The sequence below is a fragment of the Myxococcota bacterium genome (assembly GCA_039030075.1).
Lineage (GTDB): Bacteria > Myxococcota_A > UBA9160 > UBA9160 > SMWR01 > JAHEJV01.
On record JBCCEW010000033.1, the window covers coordinates 17701 to 36777 of the forward strand.

General features: G+C 71.2%; 17 protein-coding genes. 11 read left to right on the forward strand and 6 right to left on the reverse strand.

Features of this window, described 5'->3' with window-relative positions:
• The first annotated feature begins 14 nt into the window (after positions 1 to 14).
• The 6 genes from AAF430_23905 to AAF430_23930 all read left to right on the forward strand — a co-directional run bounded on the left by AAF430_23905 (position 15) and on the right by AAF430_23930 (position 8498).
• Positions 15 to 1499: an AMP-binding protein gene (locus AAF430_23905; GenBank protein MEM7413297.1), complete on the forward strand. Its 1485-nt coding sequence runs from the start codon at positions 15 to 17 to the stop codon at positions 1497 to 1499.
• Positions 1496 to 4585 carry an AAA family ATPase gene (locus AAF430_23910; GenBank protein MEM7413298.1) on the forward strand — a complete coding sequence of 1030 codons (3090 nt, stop codon included), beginning with the start codon at positions 1496 to 1498 and terminating at the stop codon, positions 4583 to 4585. The genes AAF430_23905 and AAF430_23910 overlap by 4 nt, the downstream gene beginning before the upstream one ends.
• 153 nt (positions 4586 to 4738) lie before the next feature.
• A complete protein-coding gene (locus AAF430_23915) occupies positions 4739 to 5569 on the forward strand; it encodes a Coq4 family protein (GenBank protein ID MEM7413299.1) in 831 nt (276 codons plus the stop codon).
• Positions 5566 to 6933: an MFS transporter gene (locus tag AAF430_23920; GenBank protein ID MEM7413300.1), complete on the forward strand. Its 1368-nt coding sequence runs from the start codon at positions 5566 to 5568 to the stop codon at positions 6931 to 6933. The genes AAF430_23915 and AAF430_23920 overlap by 4 nt, the downstream gene beginning before the upstream one ends.
• Positions 6934 to 7005: 72 nt before the next feature.
• The gene (locus AAF430_23925) at positions 7006 to 7341 is read left to right on the forward strand and encodes a hypothetical protein (GenBank protein MEM7413301.1); all 336 of its coding nucleotides are present in this window, start codon (positions 7006 to 7008) and stop codon (positions 7339 to 7341) included.
• Between the two features lie 212 nt (positions 7342 to 7553).
• A complete protein-coding gene (locus AAF430_23930; GenBank protein ID MEM7413302.1) occupies positions 7554 to 8498 on the forward strand; it encodes a peptidoglycan-binding domain-containing protein in 945 nt (314 codons plus the stop codon).
• Positions 8499 to 8594: 96 nt separating this feature from the next.
• Here AAF430_23930 and AAF430_23935 read toward each other — a convergent pair whose 3' ends face one another.
• Together AAF430_23935 and AAF430_23940 are read right to left on the reverse strand one after the other, a co-directional pair.
• A complete protein-coding gene (locus AAF430_23935) occupies positions 8595 to 9290 on the reverse strand; it encodes a class I SAM-dependent methyltransferase (GenBank protein ID MEM7413303.1) in 696 nt (231 codons plus the stop codon).
• A gap of 98 nt (positions 9291 to 9388) precedes the next feature.
• Positions 9389 to 10162, reverse strand: coding sequence for a methyltransferase domain-containing protein (locus AAF430_23940; GenBank protein MEM7413304.1), 774 nt, complete (start codon positions 10160 to 10162; stop codon positions 9389 to 9391).
• A 90-nt stretch (positions 10163 to 10252) separates the two neighbouring features.
• On the opposite strand from AAF430_23940, the gene AAF430_23945 reads away from it, so the two are divergent.
• Together AAF430_23945 and AAF430_23950 are read left to right on the forward strand one after the other, a co-directional pair.
• Positions 10253 to 10711: a MaoC family dehydratase gene (locus tag AAF430_23945; GenBank protein ID MEM7413305.1), complete on the forward strand. Its 459-nt coding sequence runs from the start codon at positions 10253 to 10255 to the stop codon at positions 10709 to 10711.
• Between the two features lie 71 nt (positions 10712 to 10782).
• Complete coding sequence (locus AAF430_23950) at positions 10783 to 11664, forward strand: thioesterase family protein (protein MEM7413306.1); 882 nt, start codon at positions 10783 to 10785, stop codon at positions 11662 to 11664.
• A 4-nt stretch (positions 11665 to 11668) separates the two neighbouring features.
• On the opposite strand, the gene AAF430_23955 is transcribed toward AAF430_23950, so the two are convergent.
• The 3 genes from AAF430_23955 to AAF430_23965 are packed head-to-tail and all read right to left on the reverse strand — an operon-like array spanning position 11669 to position 15548.
• Complete coding sequence (locus AAF430_23955; GenBank protein ID MEM7413307.1) at positions 11669 to 13954, reverse strand: thioredoxin domain-containing protein; 2286 nt, start codon at positions 13952 to 13954, stop codon at positions 11669 to 11671.
• A complete protein-coding gene (locus tag AAF430_23960; protein ID MEM7413308.1) occupies positions 13951 to 14757 on the reverse strand; it encodes an enoyl-CoA hydratase-related protein in 807 nt (268 codons plus the stop codon). Before AAF430_23960 ends, AAF430_23955 begins: the two co-directional genes overlap by 4 nt.
• A gap of 11 nt (positions 14758 to 14768) precedes the next feature.
• Complete coding sequence (locus AAF430_23965) at positions 14769 to 15548, reverse strand: SDR family NAD(P)-dependent oxidoreductase (protein ID MEM7413309.1); 780 nt, start codon at positions 15546 to 15548, stop codon at positions 14769 to 14771.
• Between the two features lie 61 nt (positions 15549 to 15609).
• Between AAF430_23965 and AAF430_23970 the strand changes: the two genes are divergently transcribed.
• Together AAF430_23970 and AAF430_23975 are read left to right on the forward strand one after the other, a co-directional pair.
• Positions 15610 to 16299, forward strand: a complete 690-nt coding sequence (locus tag AAF430_23970; GenBank protein MEM7413310.1) for a nitroreductase family protein — start codon at positions 15610 to 15612, stop codon at positions 16297 to 16299.
• 4 nt (positions 16300 to 16303) lie between these two features.
• On the forward strand, positions 16304 to 17206 hold the full coding sequence (locus tag AAF430_23975) for a GDP-mannose 4,6-dehydratase (protein MEM7413311.1): 903 nt from the start codon (positions 16304 to 16306) through the stop codon (positions 17204 to 17206).
• On the opposite strand, the gene AAF430_23980 is transcribed toward AAF430_23975, so the two are convergent.
• Positions 17157 to 18068, reverse strand: coding sequence for a 50S ribosomal protein L11 methyltransferase (locus AAF430_23980; GenBank protein ID MEM7413312.1), 912 nt, complete (start codon positions 18066 to 18068; stop codon positions 17157 to 17159). The genes AAF430_23975 and AAF430_23980 overlap by 50 nt on opposite strands.
• Between AAF430_23980 and AAF430_23985 the strand changes: the two genes are divergently transcribed.
• Positions 18067 to 19068, forward strand: coding sequence for an aminopeptidase (locus AAF430_23985; GenBank protein MEM7413313.1), 1002 nt, complete (start codon positions 18067 to 18069; stop codon positions 19066 to 19068). The two genes, AAF430_23980 and AAF430_23985, sit on opposite strands and share 2 nt — an antisense overlap.
• Positions 19069 to 19077 lie beyond the last annotated feature (9 nt).

Consider the following 19077-nt stretch of genomic DNA (forward strand, 5'->3'; position numbering starts at 1 on the left):
TCGAGCGAAACCGAATGGCCGCGTCCGACAGCTACGACCCCACGGCCGCGGGCGCAGGTACCCTCCCCGCGCGCTGGGCGCGTCACTTTCGGACGCAGCCCGACGCCCCGTGCGCCTCGCTGTACGGCGGAGGCGCGCTCCGCTACGGCGATCTCGAAGCCGCCAGCGCCCGGGCCGCGGGCCGACTGGCGCGGGCCGGGCTCCGGTCCGGGGATCGCCTGCTGATCTCCGCCGAAGCGAGCCTCGACCTGGTCGTGGCCCACGTCGCCGCGCTGCGCTCGGGTCTCACGGTGGTGCCCGCGAACACCGCCTACGGCCCGGACGAACTCGCCCACTTGATCCGCGACGCCCGCCCGAAGGTCGCGCTCTTCGACGCGGGGGAGCGCGCCGACTGGGCACGCGCGGCGGATCCCGCGATCGAGGTCTGGACGCCGGCGCTGGCGCTGCCCGACGGCGACACGCCCGCACTCGACGCCGTCGATCCCGCGGCAGCGGGTCTGATCGGATACACCTCGGGCACCACCGGCCGCCCGAAGGGCGCCGTGCTCTCCCACGCCAACCTGCTCGCCGGGCTCGAAGCGCTGCGCGTCGCCTGGGGCTGGACCCGGTCCGACCACCTGCTCCTCTGCCTGCCACTCTTCCACATGCACGGCCTGGGCGTGGGGCTCTACGGCACCCTCCACGCCGGCGCGGCGCTCACATCGTTGCCGCGCTTCGACCCGGACACCGTGCTCGCGATCGCGAAGGACGGCGACGCGACCCTGTTCTTCGGCGTACCGACGCTCTATCACCGGCTAGTGTCGCACCCGGAGGTAGCGGCTCTCGGTCGGCTGCGGCTCTGCGTGTCGGGGTCGGCGCCCCTGGCCGCCGAGCTCCACGACCGCTTTGCGGCCGCGACGGGCCAGCGGATCCTCGAGCGTTACGGCATGAGCGAGACGCTGATGCTCGCCTCGAACCCCCTGGACGGCGAGCGGCGCCCCGGCAGCGTCGGGTTTCCCCTGCCCGGGGTCTCCCTGCGGCTTTCCGAGGGCGCAGCGGTCGAGGTGCGCGGACCGAGCGTGTTCGCCGGCTACTGGGAACGCCCCGAGGCCAACGCGGACGCATTTACCGGCGACGGCTGGTTTCGTACCGGGGATCTCGGGCGCTTCGACCCGGAGGGCTACCTCGTCCTCGATGGGCGGGCGAAGGAACTCATCATCAGCGGTGGCTACAACGTCTATCCTCGCGAGGTGGAGGAAGCGTTGCGCACCCACCCGGAAGTCGATGACGCAGCGGTCGTGGGCACCGCGTCCCCCGAGTGGGGAGAGGAAGTCACCGCCTACATCGTGTCCGCGTCTCCGCCGAGTCTGAAAGCACTGCGCGCGCACGTCGCCCCACTGCTCGCGGGCTACAAGCAACCGCGTCGGGTGCATGTGGTGGCGGCCCTCCCCCGCAACGCGCTCGGCAAGCTCCAGAAGCACCGGCTGCGGGACGGCCAGGTGATCCCCGAGGCGCCGTGATCCGGCGCTTTGCCGACGTCGAGCTCGATGCCGCGCTCTACCAGGTGCGCCGCCGCGGTCGCCCCGTGCGCATCGAGCCGAAGGTCTTCGACGTCCTCGCCTATCTCATCGAGCACTGCGACCGGGTCGTCTCGAAACAGGAGCTCCTCGACACGCTCTGGCCCGGCGAAGCCGTCAGCGACTCGGTGCTTCCGCGCTGCATCGCCGCCGCGCGCCGCGCCGTAGGAGACACCCGGGGGCGACAGGCCCTGATCGCCACGGTGCACGGACGGGGCTATCGCTTCGTGGGCGAACTCGAACCCGCCTCAGAGCCGACGGCGCCCACGTCGCGCAGCGACGCCGCGTCGGCAACCGAAGCGGCCGTCGGCGACACCCGCGCCGACTTCGTCGGGCGCGGGAGCGTGCTGAAGCGGATCGACGAAGCGCTCCAGGACGCGCGTGGGGGAGCGACCCGCACCGTGTTCCTGGTGGGTGAACCGGGGATCGGGAAGACCCGCACCTGCGAAGAGGTCGCGCGGCGGGCCGCGGCGGCGGGTATGGGCGTGCTGCACGGTCGCTGCTTCGAAGGGGAAGGCGCTCCCGCCTACTGGCCCTGGGTTCAGGTCCTGCGCGGCTGGACCCAGCAGGGCGGCAGCGAAGCGCTGCCCACCGCTCTGCGAGACGCCGCCGCGGAGGCCGCCGCGTTCTGTCCGGACGTGGCCGCGCGCTTCCCCGACCTCCCCACCGTGGCGCCGGGGTCCGACGAACAGACGCGCTTCCGCCTCTTCGACAGCGTCACACGACTTCTCGCCTTCGCGGCTTCCCAGCAACCGCTGCTCGTGCTGGTCGACGACCTCCACTGGGCCGACCGCGACTCGCTGCGGCTGCTGCGCTTCCTGGCGCGCTCTCCGGATGCGGGTTCCATGCTGCTGCTCGCCACCTACCGCGACGTCGAGGTGCGTCGGCAGCACCCCCTCTCGACCGTGCTCGGCGAGATGGCGCGGGAGACCCGCTGCGATCGGATCGAGCTGGCGGGGCTCAGTGCGGCGGAGGTCGAAGCGTTGCTCGAGGCGCACTCCTCGGAAGACGTGTCGGCGGGCTGGGTCGAGGCGGTTCACGGGCTCACGAATGGCAACCCGTTCTTCGTGCAGGAGATGGCCCGGCTGCTCGAGGATCGCGGAGAGTTCGAGCGCGTCGAGGTGCCGGCCTCGCTCGAGCTGCCCCAGGGCGTCCGGGACGCGATCGGACGTCGACTCTCGCTCGTGTCCGAGGAGTGCAACCGCGCGCTCCAGGCGGCTGCCGTGCTCGGACGCGGCTTCGAGACGGCGCTGCTGGCGGAGGTCACCGAGGTTCCGAACGAGGAACTGCTGGAACTGCTGGGCGAGGCGTTGGCCGCCCAGCTGCTCGTGGAAGCGGGCATCGCCGGTTATGAGTTCGCGCACGCGCTGACCCGGCAGGTCCTGCACGAAGAGCTCTCGGTTCCCCAGCGCGTCCGTCTCCACGCGCGGGCCGGCGACGCACTCGCGCGCAAGCGCAGCCAGGGCCGGGACGACCTGGCGGCCGAAGTCGCGCATCACCACTACATGTCCGCCTCCGGTGGCGGCGAAGAGCGCGCGATCGCGAGCTGCATCGAAGCCGCCCGACAGGCCGAGCGCGTCCGCGCACACGACGAAGCCGCAGGGTTCTGGGAACGTGCCCTCGAGGTCTTCGATCTCGCGGGTCTCGGGGATCCGGCGCGACGCGTCGAGCTGCTGCTCGCCCTCGGTGACGCCCAGGCCGCCGCGGGGCTGCGCGAGCCGAGTCGTGCGCGCTTCCTCGAGGCGGCGCGCGGCGCCGAGAGCCTCGGTCGGAGCGACCTGATCGCGGAAGCCGCGGTCGGCGCGCGCGGCTTCGGAGAATCGGGCTCGCCGCCCCACCCCGGGGCGCTGGCGCTCCTCGAATCGGTGGAAGCGACCGGGGAGCGCACGCCTCCCGCATTGCGCGCGCGCGTCCTGGCGCGACTCACCGGTTCCGCTCCCCACTCCGACACGATGGCCCGGCGCGACGCCCTCGCCGCGGAAGCCTGGTCGCTCGCCCAGCAGACGGGCGACCCCACGGCCCTCGCCGACGCGTTGGCAGCGCGCTTCTGGGCCTCCCTTGGACCCGACCGGATCCCCGAGCGCGCGAAGGTGGCCGAAGAGGCGCTGACGCTGGGACGCCAGGGCGACCTCCGCTTCGAAACGCTCGGCTACGACGCACGCTACGGCTACCACGCGATCCTCGGCGACGGCGACGGAGCGGACCGCGACGCCAAGGGCTACCTCGCTACGGCGGAGCAGCTGCGGATGCCGATCTTCCGCTTCCTCGCCCGACTCATGCGCGGCGGACACGAGATGAGTCTCGGACACTTCGGTGCGGCCGAGCGCGACTTCGAGGAGGCCCGCCAGATCGGTCGCGGCACGGTCGGATTCTCCGAGCCGCTGTACATCGGCCAGCGCATCTGGTTGGCCGGGATGCGCGGGGAGTCCTTTGCCGACGCGGGCACCCTCGATGGCTTCGCGAGCCTGCGCGAGGCCGGCTTCCTCGGCATCGGCTCGCTGATCCGCACCGCCACCTCGATGGAACACATCGACCGGGGCGACGCGGCTCCCGGGCAAGACGTGATGCGCGACATCCGCGACACGGGTCTCGCTTCCCTCGAGCCCGACGAGCACTGGCTGACCCACGTGCAGGTGCTGGTGGCACTCGCGTGCCGCCTGGGCGATCGCGAGGCCGGCACCCGGATCGGCGAGGCGCTGCTCCCGAAGCGCGGCCTCGTGGTGATGCACGATCTCGTGCGCGTGAGCATCGGGACCGTCGAAACCCTGCTCGCGATGCTGGCGATCCTCGACCGACGACCGGACGAGGCACGCACCCATCTCGCCGCGGGGATGGCCCTCGAGCGGCGCGCCGGCCTGATGCCCGCGACCCTCGAGTCCGAGGCCCTGGGAGCCTCCCTCGACGCAGCGGCCGGGGACACCGCGGCGGCGCAGGCCGCCTGCGAGCGCCTGTCGGCGCGCGCCCGTGAGATCGGCACGGCCCGCCGCTACGACGCACCGCGGCCGTGGGTGCTCGAGGCGCTCGGGTAGCGCGTCGTCCGCGCTTTTCGCTCCTGAAATCAGGGGCTTCCGCACCACCCGAAGCCTCAGAAAACCATCAGGCTTCCGTTGGGACTCACCTTCGCGTCGGGCCGAGACTCCGGTTCGCGCGTGCATGGAGCACGCGAAATTGGAGGAACCCACATGTCGTCCGTCCAGCCGACCCTTTCTCTGACGCCCGCCGCCGCAGCGCCTCCGGTGGCGTCCGACGCCCCCCTCGAGGTCGGGCCGCCCCTGCCGAACCGCCCCATCGCCTGGCGTGATACGGCCCGGGGCCTCGCGCGGCTGCTCTCGAACCCAGAGCGGACCGAGAGCGTCTTCGAGCTGATGCGGGCGATCGGCGGTCGCGGCAGCGAGCCGACCTTCCAGGCCTTCCGTTCGATCGGGGGCAGCGGCAGACTGCTCCATCACGCGCCGGACCTGATCGCCGCGCTGGCCGATCGCGACAGCCTCGCGCGCTTGCCCGAGGGCAGCCTCGGCCGCGGCTATCTCGCGTTCGCGGAACGCAACCACGTGTCGGCCGACGGGTTGATCCAGGCCCGCGACAACACGGGACTGCGGGAGCTCCAGCCTTCCCTCGACCCTGCGCGCGCCTGGTTCTTCGACCGCCTGAACCCGATCCACGATCTCTGGCACGTGCTCACCGGCTACGAGACCGACCCCGTCGGCGAAGTCGGACTGCTCGCTTTCACGATCGGACAGGGCTGCTCGGACCGGACCTTCAAGCTGCTGTTTGCCGTCGCGATTCTGCGGGGTTCCTGGAAGGACCGCTTTGCCTTCCACCGCTTCCTGTGGCGCGCTTGGCGCAGCGGCCGCCGGGCCCAGCCCCTGCTCGCCCTGCCGTACGAGGAGCTCCTCCGTCGACCGCTCGAGCCGCGGCGCGATCGGCTCGGCATCAAACGACTCGCGCTCGTGCACCCGCACGGCGTGCCCGCGCCGGTGGTCTCCCCCCAGGCCGCCACGGGTGCCGCATGAGCGCTCCCACCCAGGAGACCCCCCTGCAGACACCGTTGGGTGTCCAGACTCTGGTGCTGTACGCGATGCCTTCGGCCGGGCTCCAGGCCTTGCTCTGGCTCGTGATCTTCTACGCGCTGAAGTACGGCAGCGACGTCCTCGGCGTCGCCCCGGCGATCGTGGGCGGGGTCTTCGCACTCGGTCGGGTCTGGGACGCCGTGTCGGATCCGATCGTCGGCCACTGGAGCGACCGCGCGCGCACCCGTTGGGGCCGACGCCGCCCCTGGCTCCTCGCAGGTGCCGTGCCGCTCGCGGTGGGGTTCTGGGCCTTCTGGCTGCCGATCTTTCCCGTCGGCAGCCTCGGCGCCACGCTGTGGATGGCTGCCGCCCTGCTCCTCTACCACACGGCGTACACGGCCGTGAGTATCCCGCACGCGGCCTGGGGCACCGAGATCGCGCCGACGGCACAGGCGCGTACCCGACTCTACGCAGCGCGCGGTGTCGGTGAGCTCGCGGGGATCTTCGTCGCGATCGGAGCGCTGCATCAGATCGAGAATGCGCCCACCTCGGCGCCGGGCATTGCCGCGGCGCTCGGCGCGCTGGCCGCGACGTGTGCGGGCATCGCGGCCCTTCGTCTCCGCGAACCCGCACAGCCAGAGGGTGATGGCGGGAGCAGCCCGTGGCAGGCCATGCGCGACGTGCTCGCGAACCCGATCGCGCGTACGGTCCTCGCCGCGGTGTTCCTGGCGGACGTCGGAACTGCGGCGATGGGTGCAGTCCTTCCCTTCTTGACCGAGTACGTGATGGACCGCCCGGGCACTTCGGCCCAGTTCCTCGCCGCCTTCGTGCTCCCGACCTGCGCTTCGATCCCGCTGTGGGTCGCTCTCGCCGGACGCATCGGGGCGTGGCGCACCTGGCAGTTCTCGTGCGCGCTCTCGGCATGCGCGTTCGGCGGCTACCTGTTCGTCGACGACCAGACCCCGTTGGCATGGCTCTTGGCAATCGGGGGCTGTGTCGGTCTCGGCCAGGCCGCGGCGCGCATCCTGCCCCCCGCCGTCCTCGGCGATGCCATCGAACGCGACCGGGCGCGTACGGGAGAGAACAAGGAAGGCGCCTATTTCGCTGCGTTCCATCTCGTTCAGAAGATCGGTGCGGCGGTGGCGGTGGGGATCGCCGGCCTCGTGCTGCAGTGGAGTGGCATCGGTGCGGGCGTCGCGCCGGGCCCGCGCGGCGAACTCGGCATCCGCTTCTTGATGTGCGTGCTCCCGACCCTCGCGATGGCGCTCTCCGTCGGGCTGTTGGCGTGGCGCCGACCGCGCGGGCAGCGGACGGAGCGGGCCGGCGCGGCCGCGCCCTCGGAGTCCTGGGCGGGGAGCGAGTGCTGACCCGCCTCACCGAGTGCCCCGACCGCGCCCCGTGCCCTCAAGCCGGCGCCAGTCCCCTCCGAAGAAGCCGGCATGCGGCGTGTGGTTCTCGTGGTAATCGCCGCAGGCGCCCTCCTGGCCTGTGCTCATGCGGAAAGCGATCCGGCACCGTCGGTTTCGCCGGCCGCTGACTCGGTCCGCCAGCTCCTCGACCAATCCGAGTTCTCTTTCGCGGATCCGGAATTGCTCGTGCGCTACCGGGCTTCGGGCCCTTACTTGCTCGTCGACGAGGGGCCGGATCGGATGCGGTTCGAGGCGTCTGCGGGCGCCGGGGCGCCGGCGGCCCTCGTCACCGTGGAGCGTCGGGGCGACCAGCTCTGGGCGTCGTTCCGGTTCTCCGAGCGCGAGTTCCTGACCCGCCTCCAGTAGGCCCCCGCCGGCCTCCCGCTCGGGAGGGCCGATCCGGGCCCCGTTCGGCCCTTTCCGCGTCGTGACGAATCGCGGCCCGAGGGCATTGCACCGTGTGCAGTTGACGAGCAAAATCCCGCCGATGTCCGCGTGGATCCAGGATCCTTGCGGTCGGGGAGTGCTGCGAGCGCGGCGGGGCGCTCGAAAATCCATATACAGAACGGAGATTTCGGATGAAGACCGCATGGATCATCAGCTCGATGGCCGCCCTCGGCATGACCGCCGGGGCTGTCCAAGCGCAGAACGCGGTGGATCTGCCGCCCAACGCCAAGGCCGGCCAGTGCTACGCCCGGGTCCACGTGCCGGCGTCCTACGAGACCGACCAGCAGAAGGTGGTTCGCCGTGAGGCTTCCACCCGCATCGAGACCGTGGCCCCGGTCTACGAGTGGGTGGAGCAGAAGGTGCTCGTGAAGGAAGCCACCGAGAAGCTCGAGATCGTGCCGGCTGCCTACGAGTGGAAGCAGGAAGAGGTGACCGTGAAGCCCGCCTCCTTCAAGCTCGTTCCGGTGCCCGCGAAGTACGAGATGGTCGAGGAAAAGATCGAAGTGCGGCCCGCGCGCACCGAGTGGAAGAAGGGCCGCGGCCCGGTGGAGAAGGTCAACCACTCGACGGGCGAGATCATGTGCCTGGTCGAAGTGCCGGCCGAGTACAAGACGGTGAAGAAGCGGGTGCTGAAGAGCGCTGCGACCACCCAGCGCGTCGAGATCCCGGCCGTGAAGAAGAACGTGCGCAAGCGGGTCGTGAAGACGCCGTCCAGCACGAAGAAGGTCACGATCCCGGCGGAGTACCGCACCGTCCGCGTGCAGAAGCTCGTGCAGCCGGCCCAGGAGAAGAAGATCGAGATCCCGGCCGAATACGAGACCGTCACGAAGCGCCGCCTCGTCAGCGACTCGAAGACCGAGTGGCGTGAGGTGCTCTGCGAGACGAACATCCGGCCCGACACGATCCAGGCCCTGCAGCGCGCGCTGAAGAACGCCGGTCACGACCCGGGCCCGATCGACGGTGTCGTGGGCCGCGAGACCCTCGAGGCCGTGAACACCTACCAGAAGGCGAAGGGCCTGCCGACCGGCGGCTTGACGATCGCCGTCCTGAACTCGCTCGGCGTCAAGATTCGCTGAGCCGAGGGATCCGAGCGGGCGCCCCTGCCCGCTCTGCGTCCACGAGCGCCCCTGGGCTTCGGCCCGGGGGCGTTTTCGTTTCGGGGTGGCCCGGCGCTAGCGGCGCGCGCGCAGCCGCAGCATGAATTGGGCGTCGAAGCTGCGATCGCCGGACACGTGTCCCAGCTCCTGGAGCCGACCGAGGCTCTCGAGGGTCAGCCCGGCCCGGTTCGCCTGCTCGGCGTACCAGTCGAGCGGTCGCGCCAGGATCGGGAATCCCGCCCAGTTTCCGAGTCGCCCGTCTCCGAGGTGGACGTTCGCGTAGAACACGCCCTCCGCGGCCAGGTGACGGGCCACGAACGCGAGCGCGACGGCGAGCTCTTCGTCCTCCAGGTGCGGCAGCAGCCCGAAGGCCCAGACGAACGCAAAGACCCGCCGCAGCTCGAGCCCGTCGAGGCTCTCGACGTGATCGATCCTCGGGTAGCGCTCGGCGAGCCCCGCCTCTTCGAGCTCGTGGCGGGCTTCGGCGATCACGTCCTTGCGGATGTCGATGCCCGTGTAGTGGCCGGCCGCCAGGAAGCCGATCAGCGGCAGGCCGCCGCGCAGCGTGCCGCAGCCCAGATCGAGCAGGCTGTCTCCGGGCGCGAGCCCCATGCGCTGCAGGAAGTCGATCTGGAAGTGGCGTTGCATGCGCCACAGGTGGGGCGCTCCCGCACGCCCATGCCGCCACTCGGCGGCTCCCGGACCGAAACGGGTCGGGAAGAGCCGGGAGAGCCAGCGATCGGCCTGTTCGGAGAACGACGGACTGGGCATGCCGTCGCTATCGGCCGGCCCCCCTTCAGGCTTGAGCAAGTGGGTGGCAGATTCGGCAGGAACTCCCTGCCCCGGCTGGGAAAGCTCGGAAGGCCCCGCTAGCGCTTCGTGGCCGCGAACAGGTAGCGGTTGATGCTGAAGAAGTACCGGCCGGCGGCCGCCAGCGCGCGCAGCTCGTCGCCCCAGGCAGCCGCCTCTTCCGGGCCCACCTCCTCCCGACCCGCGACGAACGCCTGGATCGCGACCAGGATGCCGTGGCTGTAGCAGTTGGGATGCAGGTGGGGATTCAGCAGCGGGATGACGTCGCGGCGCTGCACGGTGAGCCCGGCCGCATCGAGCCGGGGCCCCAGCGTGCGCGGCAGACAGGGATCGTGGAGGTGGGCCTCCCAGGCATCGAGCACCCGCCGCATCCGCGCGCGGTCCTCGGTCTGCCAGACCGCAGTATCCCAGTCGGTATCGAGGATCACCGCCCGGCCCCCGACGCGCAGCACGCGGGCGATCTCGGCGAGCGCGCCGTCGAGGTCGGGCACGTACTCGAGCACCTGGGTGGAGACGACGGCATCGAAGGCGCCCGCGTCGAAGGGCAACGCCGTTGCATCGGCCGTGCGCAGGTCCACGCCCTCGCCACAGCGGGCGCGCGCCATTGCCAGCATCGGCTCACTCGTGTCGATGCCCGCGACGTGACCGTCCGCTCCGACGATGCGCGCCATGTCATCGGCCAGGAATCCCGGCCCGACGCCGATGTCGAGGACCCGCTCGCCCGGCGCCAGACCGAGCGCGACGAGGGTCTGACTGCGCTGGGCGGCGACGTCGGGCGTGCGGTAGATGGCCTCGACACCGCGTGCCGCGCCGTCGTCGAAGGTGAGTCCCACGCCGGAAGCCTCTCGCATCGCGCAGCCCGGAGCAAGCGCGCCTGCATCGGGAACCTGGCCTACCCTACGCGCTCGCGAAGGAGGAGCCACGTGGCCCAGGAATTCCACAGCGCCGAAGCCTTGGAACAGGCGGTCGGTCAGAGCCTCGGTACCAGTGACTGGGTGTCGATCGCCCAGTCGCGCATCAACCAGTTCGCCGAGGCCACGGATGATCACCAGTGGATCCACGTCGATGTCGAACGCGCCAAGGCGGGCCCGTTCGGAGCGCCGATCGCCCACGGCTACCTCACGCTCTCGCTCGTCAACAAGTTCCTGCCCGAGTTGATCGTGGTGCCCACGGCGACCATGGGTGTCAACTACGGCTGCAACAAGGTGCGCTTCCCGGCACCGGTGCCCGTCGACTCGCGAATCCGTGCCCACGGTGAGATCGCCGGCGTCGACAAGGTGCCCGGCGGCGTCCAGGTGGTCGTTCGCGTGAGTGTCGAGATCGAGGGCGGTTCGAAGCCCGCGTGTGTGGCCGAGACCGTCAGCCGCTTCTTGTTCGAATGAACCGCGAATGAACCGCGCATGATCCACACGCCTTCCGAAACCCTCGTAGCGCCCTCCCGACGGGAGTCCCCTTGAGCCATCCCTCGAATTCGAACTCACTGGCCCTCTACGAGCGCGACGCAGATCGCTTCGTTCCCACGCGCCTCGCGCGCGGGCCCTGGCACAACGATTCCCAACACGGCGGCCCGGTGCAGGGTCTGCTCGCCCGCTGCGTGCAGGAGCACCCCTCCGAGCGCCCGATGCAGGTGGTTCGCTTCACCTGCGACCTGTGGCGAGCGGCGGCATTCGAGCCGCTGACCGTCTCGGTGCGCACCTTGCGCGACGGCAAGGCCGCGGAGTGGCTCGAAGCCGAGCTCCGCCACGGCGACCAGGTCGCCGCTCGCGCCACCGCCCTGCGCCTGCGCGAAGAGGACGTGCCCGCGACGCCCGACAGCACGCCGCACCCGCTCGGCGACCTCGAAGACGCGAGCTCCCCGATCCGCTGGCTCGGCACGAGCGGCGAGCGCGACGAGATCACCGACTTCGTGAACGCCATCGAGTTGCGCCCGGTCGAGGACTTCATTCGCCCGGCCGCATGGCTCCGCCTGCGGGTGCCGCTGGTCGCCGGCGAGGACACCACCCCCTTCGTCGCCGCCGCGACGCTCTGCGACATGGTCTATGGGCTCCCGATCGTGCGCGATGTGCAACGCGGCAATCCGATCGTCGCAGCCCAGCCCTTCGTGGCGATCAACGTCGACACGTCGCTCCAGTTCCACCGTTCCCCCCGCGGCGAGTGGATCGGCTTCGATGCCGAGGTCCGCTACGGACCCCACGGCGCCGGGCTCGGGCGTGCCGCCCTTTGCGACGAAGACGGCGCGCTCGGCTACGCCCAGCAATCTCTGCTGCTACGCGACAAGCAGGCACCGCCCGCCTGGGAATCGCGGCTGCGCCGCGACGCCGAAGAAGTCGGCTGACCGGTTAGCCCGACCGCTTCGGCGCTCGCAAGAGCTGACGCTCGAACTCGGCCGGGTCTGGGGTCGGGAACCGGCAGGTGCGGTTCTCGCACACGTAGGCGGTGGCGCGACCATCCCGTGCGGTCTTCCCGCCCAACAGAGACACGAGGGCGCGGTTCGCCTCGAGCGCCTCCCCTTCGCGAACGATCACCTGGACGCGCTGGGGCTGATGGACCCGACGCAGCACCGCCAGTAGTGCCTCGGCTCCCCCGGCGTCCGCCCCGGCTTCGGGAAGCACCACGATCACTTCCTGATGCGCACCCTGCAGCCAGGCGAGCGCCTCGAGCAGCGCGGGCATGCGGTCCGGGGTCTTCCGCAGGAGATCGCCGAAAGCGCGGAAGCTCTGCTCCGCCGCCTCGAGATAAGCCTCGTCTCCCGTGAGCGCGGCCAGCCGCAGCAGGTTCTGGGCCGCGACGCCATTGCCCGAGGGCAGCGCGGTCCCGTCGAGCACGGGTTTCTCGCGGACGAGCGGCGAGGCGCCCGCCCGCGCCGTGCGGAAGTAGCCGCCGGCGGGATCCGCGTACTCCGCATCGAGCCGCCGCTGCAAGTCGAGGGCGTCGCGCAGCCAGCGCGGCTCCGCGCTGACCTCGTACAAGTCGAGCAGCCCGGCCACCAGGAAGGCGTAGTCGTCGAGGAACGCGGGCCCGGAGCGCGCTACGTCGAGCTGCACGCGCGTCAACGCCCCGCGCTCGGTGCGTCCGGACAAGACGCGGTTCGCCGCAGCGGCCGCGGCGTCGACCCAGGAAGGTCGATCGAGAGCGAAGCCAGCCCGTGCAAACGCGGAGATCGCCAATCCGTTCCACGCCGTGACGAGCTTTGCATCGCGCAGCGGACGGCGCCGCGCCGAGCGCTCCCGCAACAGACGCGCCCGACCCTCCGCGATCTCCTTCGCCAGCCGTTCCGGCGGGATCGCGAGTTCGTCCGCCCACGCGGCGATGCGTCGCCTCGGTTGCAGGATGTGTCGGTCCCCGATCGCGAATGCCGCGTTCCCGATCCCCCAATAGGGGGTGAGACCCGCTCGCGCATCGGACCCCACCGCGGCGCGGAAATCTCGAGCGGTCCAGGTAAAGAAGCGCCCTGCCTCGGAGGCACTGGTTCGCCCCTCGTTGGCGGCGTCCGTCGCCGATGCGAAACCGCCGCCCGCGAGCGCGAAGTCGCGGAGCAGCGCCTCGCCCGTGTCGCGCGCCACCTCCGCGAAGAACGGGTCACCGCTCGCCTGCCAGGCCTCGAGGTAATCGAGACAAAGCCGGGCGTTGTCCGTGAGCGACTTCTCGAACTCGGGCACACGCCAAGCGGCATCGCGTGTCGCGCGATGGAACCCGCCCCCCACCTGATCGCGCAGCCCGCTGAGCGCCATCGTCTCGAGGCTGCGCAGCACGGCGCTCGTCAGCGCGTCGTCCCCGTGCTGGGGGGCGCGCAGCAGAAAGCGATGGGGCAAGGCGTTCGGGAGCTTGCGGCCGGTTCCCACCCCGCCGTGGCGAGGATCGATTCGACGCTGCCAGGTCTTCGCGGCACGCAGGAGAACGGCGGGCTCGGGCAGCGTCGCGTCGGCCGGGGGCGCCGCTTCCAGAGCCTCGCGCACACGGTCGGTCCATCGGCGAGCGTCCTCGGCGACCCGCTCCGGGTCCTCATAGAGGGCCGTCACCGTCTCCAGCACCCGCGGCAGTCCCGGCTGACCGCGCCGATCGCGCGGCGGGTAGTAGCTCCCCCCGAAGAACGGCTCGCCCTCTGACGTCACCCACACGTGAACCGGCCACCCCACCGGTCGCCCGAGCGCTTCGAGGGCCGCGAGGTACACGGCGTCGACGTCCGGCCGCAGATCCCGATCGACCTTGATCGCGACGAAGTCGCGGTTCAGCTGTTCGGCGATCGCCAGATCATCGAAGGACTCCTTCTCCATCACGTGACACCAGTGACAGGTCGCGTACCCGATGCTCACCAGCACCGGACGCCCGAGTTCCCGGGCGGCGGCGAAGGCCTCGTCTCCCCACGCGTACCAGTTCACCGGGTTGTGGGCGTGCTGCAGTAGATACGGACTCGACTCGAGCACCAGGCGGTTCGTGAAGAGCGGACGTCCGTCGGGCGCACGATGCTGGCTGCGGATCGCCGACGTCGGACGCGCGTCCGCTGCCGCGACGAGCCGCGTCGCGAGGCTCGTCTCGAGCTCCGTTGCTCCCGGCAGGGGATCGGCGCCCGCCAACGCAGCCAGGCCGAGCGTGACGACGGCGAGCGCCGCCTGCTTCCCTCTCATCGGCCGCGGAAGACGGGCTCCCGCTTCTCCATGAACGCCCGCGGACCCTCGCGCGCATCCTCCGAGGCCATCACGACGGCAGAGCACTCGTTCTCGATCTCGTACGCCTCGGCGAGCGGTACACCGCTGGTGCGAAGGACCGCTTCCTTCACCTTCTGCACCGCCAGCGGACCGTTCTTCGCGAGGCGCGCGGCGATCTCCTGTACCCGCGGCAGCAGCGCCTCGGGCGCCACCACCTCGTTGACCAGCCCGATGCGCAGCGCCTCTTCGGCGGGCATGCGGTCGCCGAGCAACAGGATCTCCATCGCCTTGCAGTGGGGCACCTGCCGGGCGAGCCGCACCATCGAGCCCCCACCCGGCACCAGGCCGCGCTGGACCTCGCTCAGGCCAAAGCTCGCGTTCGTCGAGGCGATCCGGATGTCCGTGGCCTGGAGCAGCTCACAGCCTCCCGCCAGGGCATAGCCGTTCACGGCCGCGATGATCGGCTTGTAGAGCTCGAAGGGCTTGAGCAATGCGACCGGCACCTTGTCGAGGTTCTCCAGCAGCCGGCGATCCCACTCGTCCTCGGGTGCGCGCGCCCCGGTGAACAAGGGCATCAATAGTTGGAGGTCGCCGCCGGCACAGAACGCGGTGTCGCCCGCTCCCGTGAGCACCGCGACCCGAGCGTCGGGGTCGTCGCGGAAGTCGAGCCAGGCGTCGGCGAGCTGCACCATCAGCTGGGGACTGATCGCGTTGCGGCGTTCGGGGCGATTGAAGGTGAGCGTCGCGACGCCGTCGCGCTTCTCGTAGAGCAGGTCGGGCATCGGGACTCCGGTCAGGTGTTCTGGACGCGCAGACCGCCGTCTACCGGGATCACCGCGCCGTTGACGTAGGACGCCGCCGGCAGCACCAGGGAGAGGGTCATGTGCGCGACCTCTTCGGGGTCTGCGTAGCGCCGAGCCGGCACGCGACGGCGCGCGAACTTGCGCTTCGCCTCGTCGGGAATCACCGACGTCATCCCCGTGTGAATCGGTCCCGGACAGATGCAGTTCACCGTCGTACCGGAGGCGCCGAGTTCGACGGCGAGCGAGCGGGTCAGCCCGACCACGCCGTGCTTGCTGGCGGTGTAGGGGCTCCCGGCGGCCGTCGCGCCGAGCCCCTCGGTCGAGGCGATGTTCACGATGCGGCCCGCCCCTTCTCTCCCGAGCTGAGGCAGACCCGCCCGAATCAGATGGACCTGGGCGTCGAGGTTGACGGCGAAGGTTTGCTGCCAGCGCTCGAGGTAGTCCTCGGCATCGATCGGAGAGAACGTGGCCACGCCCGCGTTGTTGACCAGGATGTCGAGGGGGCCGAGGTCGTTCGGGATCTGCTCGACCATGCGGCCCACTTCGCCCACGTCGGTGATGTCGAAGGGATACGCGGCGACCTTCCCGCCGGCGTCAGCGATCTCCCGCTCCACCCGGGCGAGGCCCTCGGCGTCGCGGTCGGTGATCGCGACCTGGGCGCCCTCGTCGCTGAAGAGGTGGGCGGTCGCGCGCCCCATGCCGCTCGCGGCACCCGTGACGAGTGCGGTGCGACCGGCGATCGAGCGGGACAACTGGGTCAAGCGGGCCATGCATCCTCCGACGGGCGGCCGAGTCTATCACCGAGCCCCGACGCCCCCTACTCTCCCCGCGATGCCCGACCCCTCTCGCTCCGCCGCGCCCCTCGACCTCGAGGCCCAGATCGCGGCGGTCGACGAAGTGCTCTCGACCACGCGCTCGATTCGGCGGCGGCTCGACTTCGAGCGACCGGTGGAACCCGAGGTGCTCGAAGCCTGTATCGATGTGGCTGTGCAGGCGCCGACGGGCATCCCGCCCGAGAGCTGGCGCTTCCTGGTGGTCGATGCTCCCGAGCGGAAACGCGCCGTCGCCGACTGCTACCGCGCGGCCCTCGACGACCTCGTGGCCCGCCGCGGCGGGGAGCCGCCGAAAGCCGGGATCCGCGCCCTCGCCGACCGCCTTCACGAGGTGCCCGCCCTGGTCCTGGTCTGCGCCGAGGGGCGCCCGCCGGCCGACGACCCGGCCTTTCAATTGGCCTTCTACGGCTCGGTGCTGCCCGCCGCCTGGTCGCTGATGCTCGCCCTGCGCGCGCGAGGCCTCGGCAGCACCTGGACGACCCTCCTGGTCCAACGCGAGCGTGAAGTCGCGGAGCTCCTCGACATCCCCGCTGGAGTCAGTCTCACGGTGCTCCTGCCCGTGGGCTACATGCGCGACGCAGTGCTGCGACCGGCCGCGCGCGCGCCGGCACAGCAGGTCTCGTTCTGGAACACCTGGGGCGCCCGACGCGGCGACGCTGGCACGCCCGAGAGCCCTGGGGCAGCCTGAGCCCGTGCGAATCTGGGTCAGCGGCGCGGCAGGTTTCGTCGGCAGCCGTCTGCGACCGCGTCTGGAGGCCGCGGGCCACACCGTGATCGGCGTGGACCGGGAGGTCGAGATCACCGACCCCGAAGCCGTCCGCGAGAGCCTGACCTCGGCCCGTCCGGATGCGATCCTGCACCTCGCCGCCCAGAGTTCGAGCACCCGCTCGGCCGCCGCGCCCGAACGCGCCGCCCAGATCAACTACGGCGGCACGGCCAACGTCCTCCAGCTGGCACGAGAACATCATTCGCAGTGCCGAGTTGTACTCGTCAGTTCGAGTGAAATCTACGGGAGTCGCTCACCCGGGGCGGAACCCTTCCGGGAGACCGACGGGCTCGCGCCGCGGACTCCCTATGCCCGGACCAAGGCGGCCGCAGACCTGCTCGCCGCCCGCTACGCCGCCGACGGCCTCGACGTCGTCCGCGCGCGCCCCTTCAACCACACGGGGCCCGGCCAGTCGCCCGACGCCTTCGTGGTCCCGAGCTTCGCCCGCCAAGTGGCCCAGATCGCCTCTGGGGAACGCCCCGCTGCGCTCCAGGTCGGCAACCTGGCCTCGGTGCGCGACTTCCTCGACGTGGACGACGTCATCGAGGCCTACCTGCGCTTGCTCGACCGCGACGTTCCGCCCGGGGCCTACAACATCGCGAGCGGCCAGGGGCGCCGGATCGGCGACCTCCTCGACGATCTGATCGCGCTCGCCGAAACCGAGGCCACGATCGAGGTCGACCCCGAACGCTTCCGACCGACCGACGACTCGGTGGGCGACGCGTCGAAGCTGCGGGCGGCGACGGGCTGGGAACCGAAGATCCCCTGGCGCGACACCCTCAGCCGCGTGCTGGAGTCGGTCGCCTCCACAGAAGCGCCACCCACGTGACGCCACTCGCATCGACGGCCTCGACGCGTCCGTCGGCTTCCAACCCGGCTGCTTCGGCCCAGGCCGCGACGCGCGGCGCATCGCTGTCGAGCAATCCCGAGAGCACCAGCGGGGCCCCGGGATCCAGGCGCGCCGCCACGTCGGCGAAGATCGGCTCGAGCTCGCGGCGCAGCAGATTGGCGACGACCGCATCGAACCGGCGCTGCGGAGCCAGCGCTTCGAGGGGTCCCGTGAACCAGACTGCGCCAGCCGCGAGACCGTTCTCGAGCGCATTCTCGCGACACGCCGGTGCGGCAAGTGGGTCGAGGTCGAAGCCCACCGCCGACACCGCGCCGAGACGCAACGCTGCCAGGGCCAGGACGCCGGTGCCGGCGCCGACATCGAGAACGTGGGCGGGTCCCGTCCCTTCGGCGTACAGGCGGTCGAGGGCGGCGAGCGCGAGGGCGGTCGACTCGTGGCCGCCGGTCCCGAACGCCTGGCCCGGGTCGATCACGAGTTCCTGCTGCCCCGGTGCCGGCGGGCTCGTCTCGAAGGAGCTGCGGATCCGCAGGCGCGGGGACACGTCGATCGGGGCCAGCCCTTCCTTCCAGGCCTCGGACCAGTCGCGCTCCTGCAGCTCTTCGGCCGACCCCACGATCACCTCGGGCACCTGGTTGCGCAGGGCGTCCTGGACGGCACCGACACAGGACGCGGGGACGTAGAGTCGCAGCATGCAGCCGTCCTCGTCCTCCTCGGCTCCGGCCGCGCCCTCGGCGAACGCCTCGGCCAACGCCCGCTCGGCACACGCGCGGTCGGGCGCGCGCACCGAGAACACCTGGACCCGCGCGCTCGCGGTGTTCGGACTCGTCGTCTGCTCCTCCATGACGAGCGGATGCTACCTGGCCCACCTCGCGGACGGACAGATGCGGCTGCTGCTCGGCCGTGAACCCGTCGCGAAGCTGCTCGACGACCCGACCACGCCCGAGGACTGGCGCGCACGGCTCACGCGCATCGAGGAAGTGCGCGAGGAAGCCCGCGCCCTCGGCCTCAACGTCGGCGAGCGCTACACCGCCTTCTCGGATTGGCCCGGGGACGCCGTGGTCACCAGCGTCGTCTCGACCCGCCCCGGCGAGCTCGAACCCACCACCCGCTGGTACCCGATCGTGGGCAGCGTGCCCTACCAGGGTTACTTCGACCCGGATCGCGCGGAGGCCGAAGCCCAACGTCGCCGGGAGGACGGTCTCGACGTCTGCGTGGTCCCGGTGCCCGCCTATTCCACCCTGGGCTGGTTCGACGACCCCCTCACCGGTCCGATGCTTCGCATGCCCGAGGCGCGTCTCGTGGAGACGGTCTTTCATGAACTGGTGCACGCGACGCTGTTCCTGCCCGGCGAAGCCGACTTCAACGAAGGCTTCGCGACCTTCGTCGGTCAGGAAGCGCGGGTGCGCTTCTACGCGAACCGCGGCGAGGAAACCCGCGAACGCGCCGCGGTCGAGCGTGCGCGCGCACTGCGCGGCGAGATGTTGGCGTTGCGGCGCGCCATCGAATCGCTCTACGCCGAGGCCGCGGACCCGGAAGCCCGGGCCGAGCGGCGGCGCCAGCTCGAGGCCGCCGCGCGCGCACGCCTGACCGTGCTCTCCGGTCTCCCCCCAGACGAGGCCGCGGCGTGGGCCGAGCGGATCCGGTTGAACGATGCCTGCCTCGCACTCACCGGGACCTACCACGCCGACCTGCCGCGCTGGTCCGAGCTGCTCCGAGCGTCCGGCGATGACCTCCGCCGCATGATCGATCGGGTCGCCGCGACCACCGAAGCCGACGATCCACGCGCGGCACTCTTCGGCGCGAGCGCGCCCGGGGACGATGAGGCGACCGACCCGCCCTGAGACCGCTGC

Coding starts and splice junctions, on each gene's coding strand:
- AAF430_23905 (MEM7413297.1), top strand. CDS start 15: ATGGCCGCGTCCGACAGCTACGACCCCACGGCCGCGGGCGCAGGTACC.
- AAF430_23915 (MEM7413299.1), top strand. CDS start 4,739: ATGTCGTCCGTCCAGCCGACCCTTTCTCTGACGCCCGCCGCCGCAGCG.
- AAF430_23920 (MEM7413300.1), top strand. CDS start 5,566: ATGAGCGCTCCCACCCAGGAGACCCCCCTGCAGACACCGTTGGGTGTC.
- AAF430_23925 (MEM7413301.1), top strand. CDS start 7,006: ATGCGGCGTGTGGTTCTCGTGGTAATCGCCGCAGGCGCCCTCCTGGCC.
- AAF430_23930 (MEM7413302.1), top strand. CDS start 7,554: ATGAAGACCGCATGGATCATCAGCTCGATGGCCGCCCTCGGCATGACC.
- AAF430_23935 (MEM7413303.1), bottom strand. CDS start 9,290: ATGCCCAGTCCGTCGTTCTCCGAACAGGCCGATCGCTGGCTCTCCCGG.
- AAF430_23955 (MEM7413307.1), bottom strand. CDS start 13,954: ATGAGAGGGAAGCAGGCGGCGCTCGCCGTCGTCACGCTCGGCCTGGCT.
- AAF430_23960 (MEM7413308.1), bottom strand. CDS start 14,757: ATGCCCGACCTGCTCTACGAGAAGCGCGACGGCGTCGCGACGCTCACC.
- AAF430_23965 (MEM7413309.1), bottom strand. CDS start 15,548: ATGGCCCGCTTGACCCAGTTGTCCCGCTCGATCGCCGGTCGCACCGCA.
- AAF430_23970 (MEM7413310.1), top strand. CDS start 15,610: ATGCCCGACCCCTCTCGCTCCGCCGCGCCCCTCGACCTCGAGGCCCAG.
- AAF430_23985 (MEM7413313.1), top strand. CDS start 18,067: ATGACGAGCGGATGCTACCTGGCCCACCTCGCGGACGGACAGATGCGG.
- AAF430_23980 (MEM7413312.1), bottom strand. CDS start 18,068: ATGGAGGAGCAGACGACGAGTCCGAACACCGCGAGCGCGCGGGTCCAG.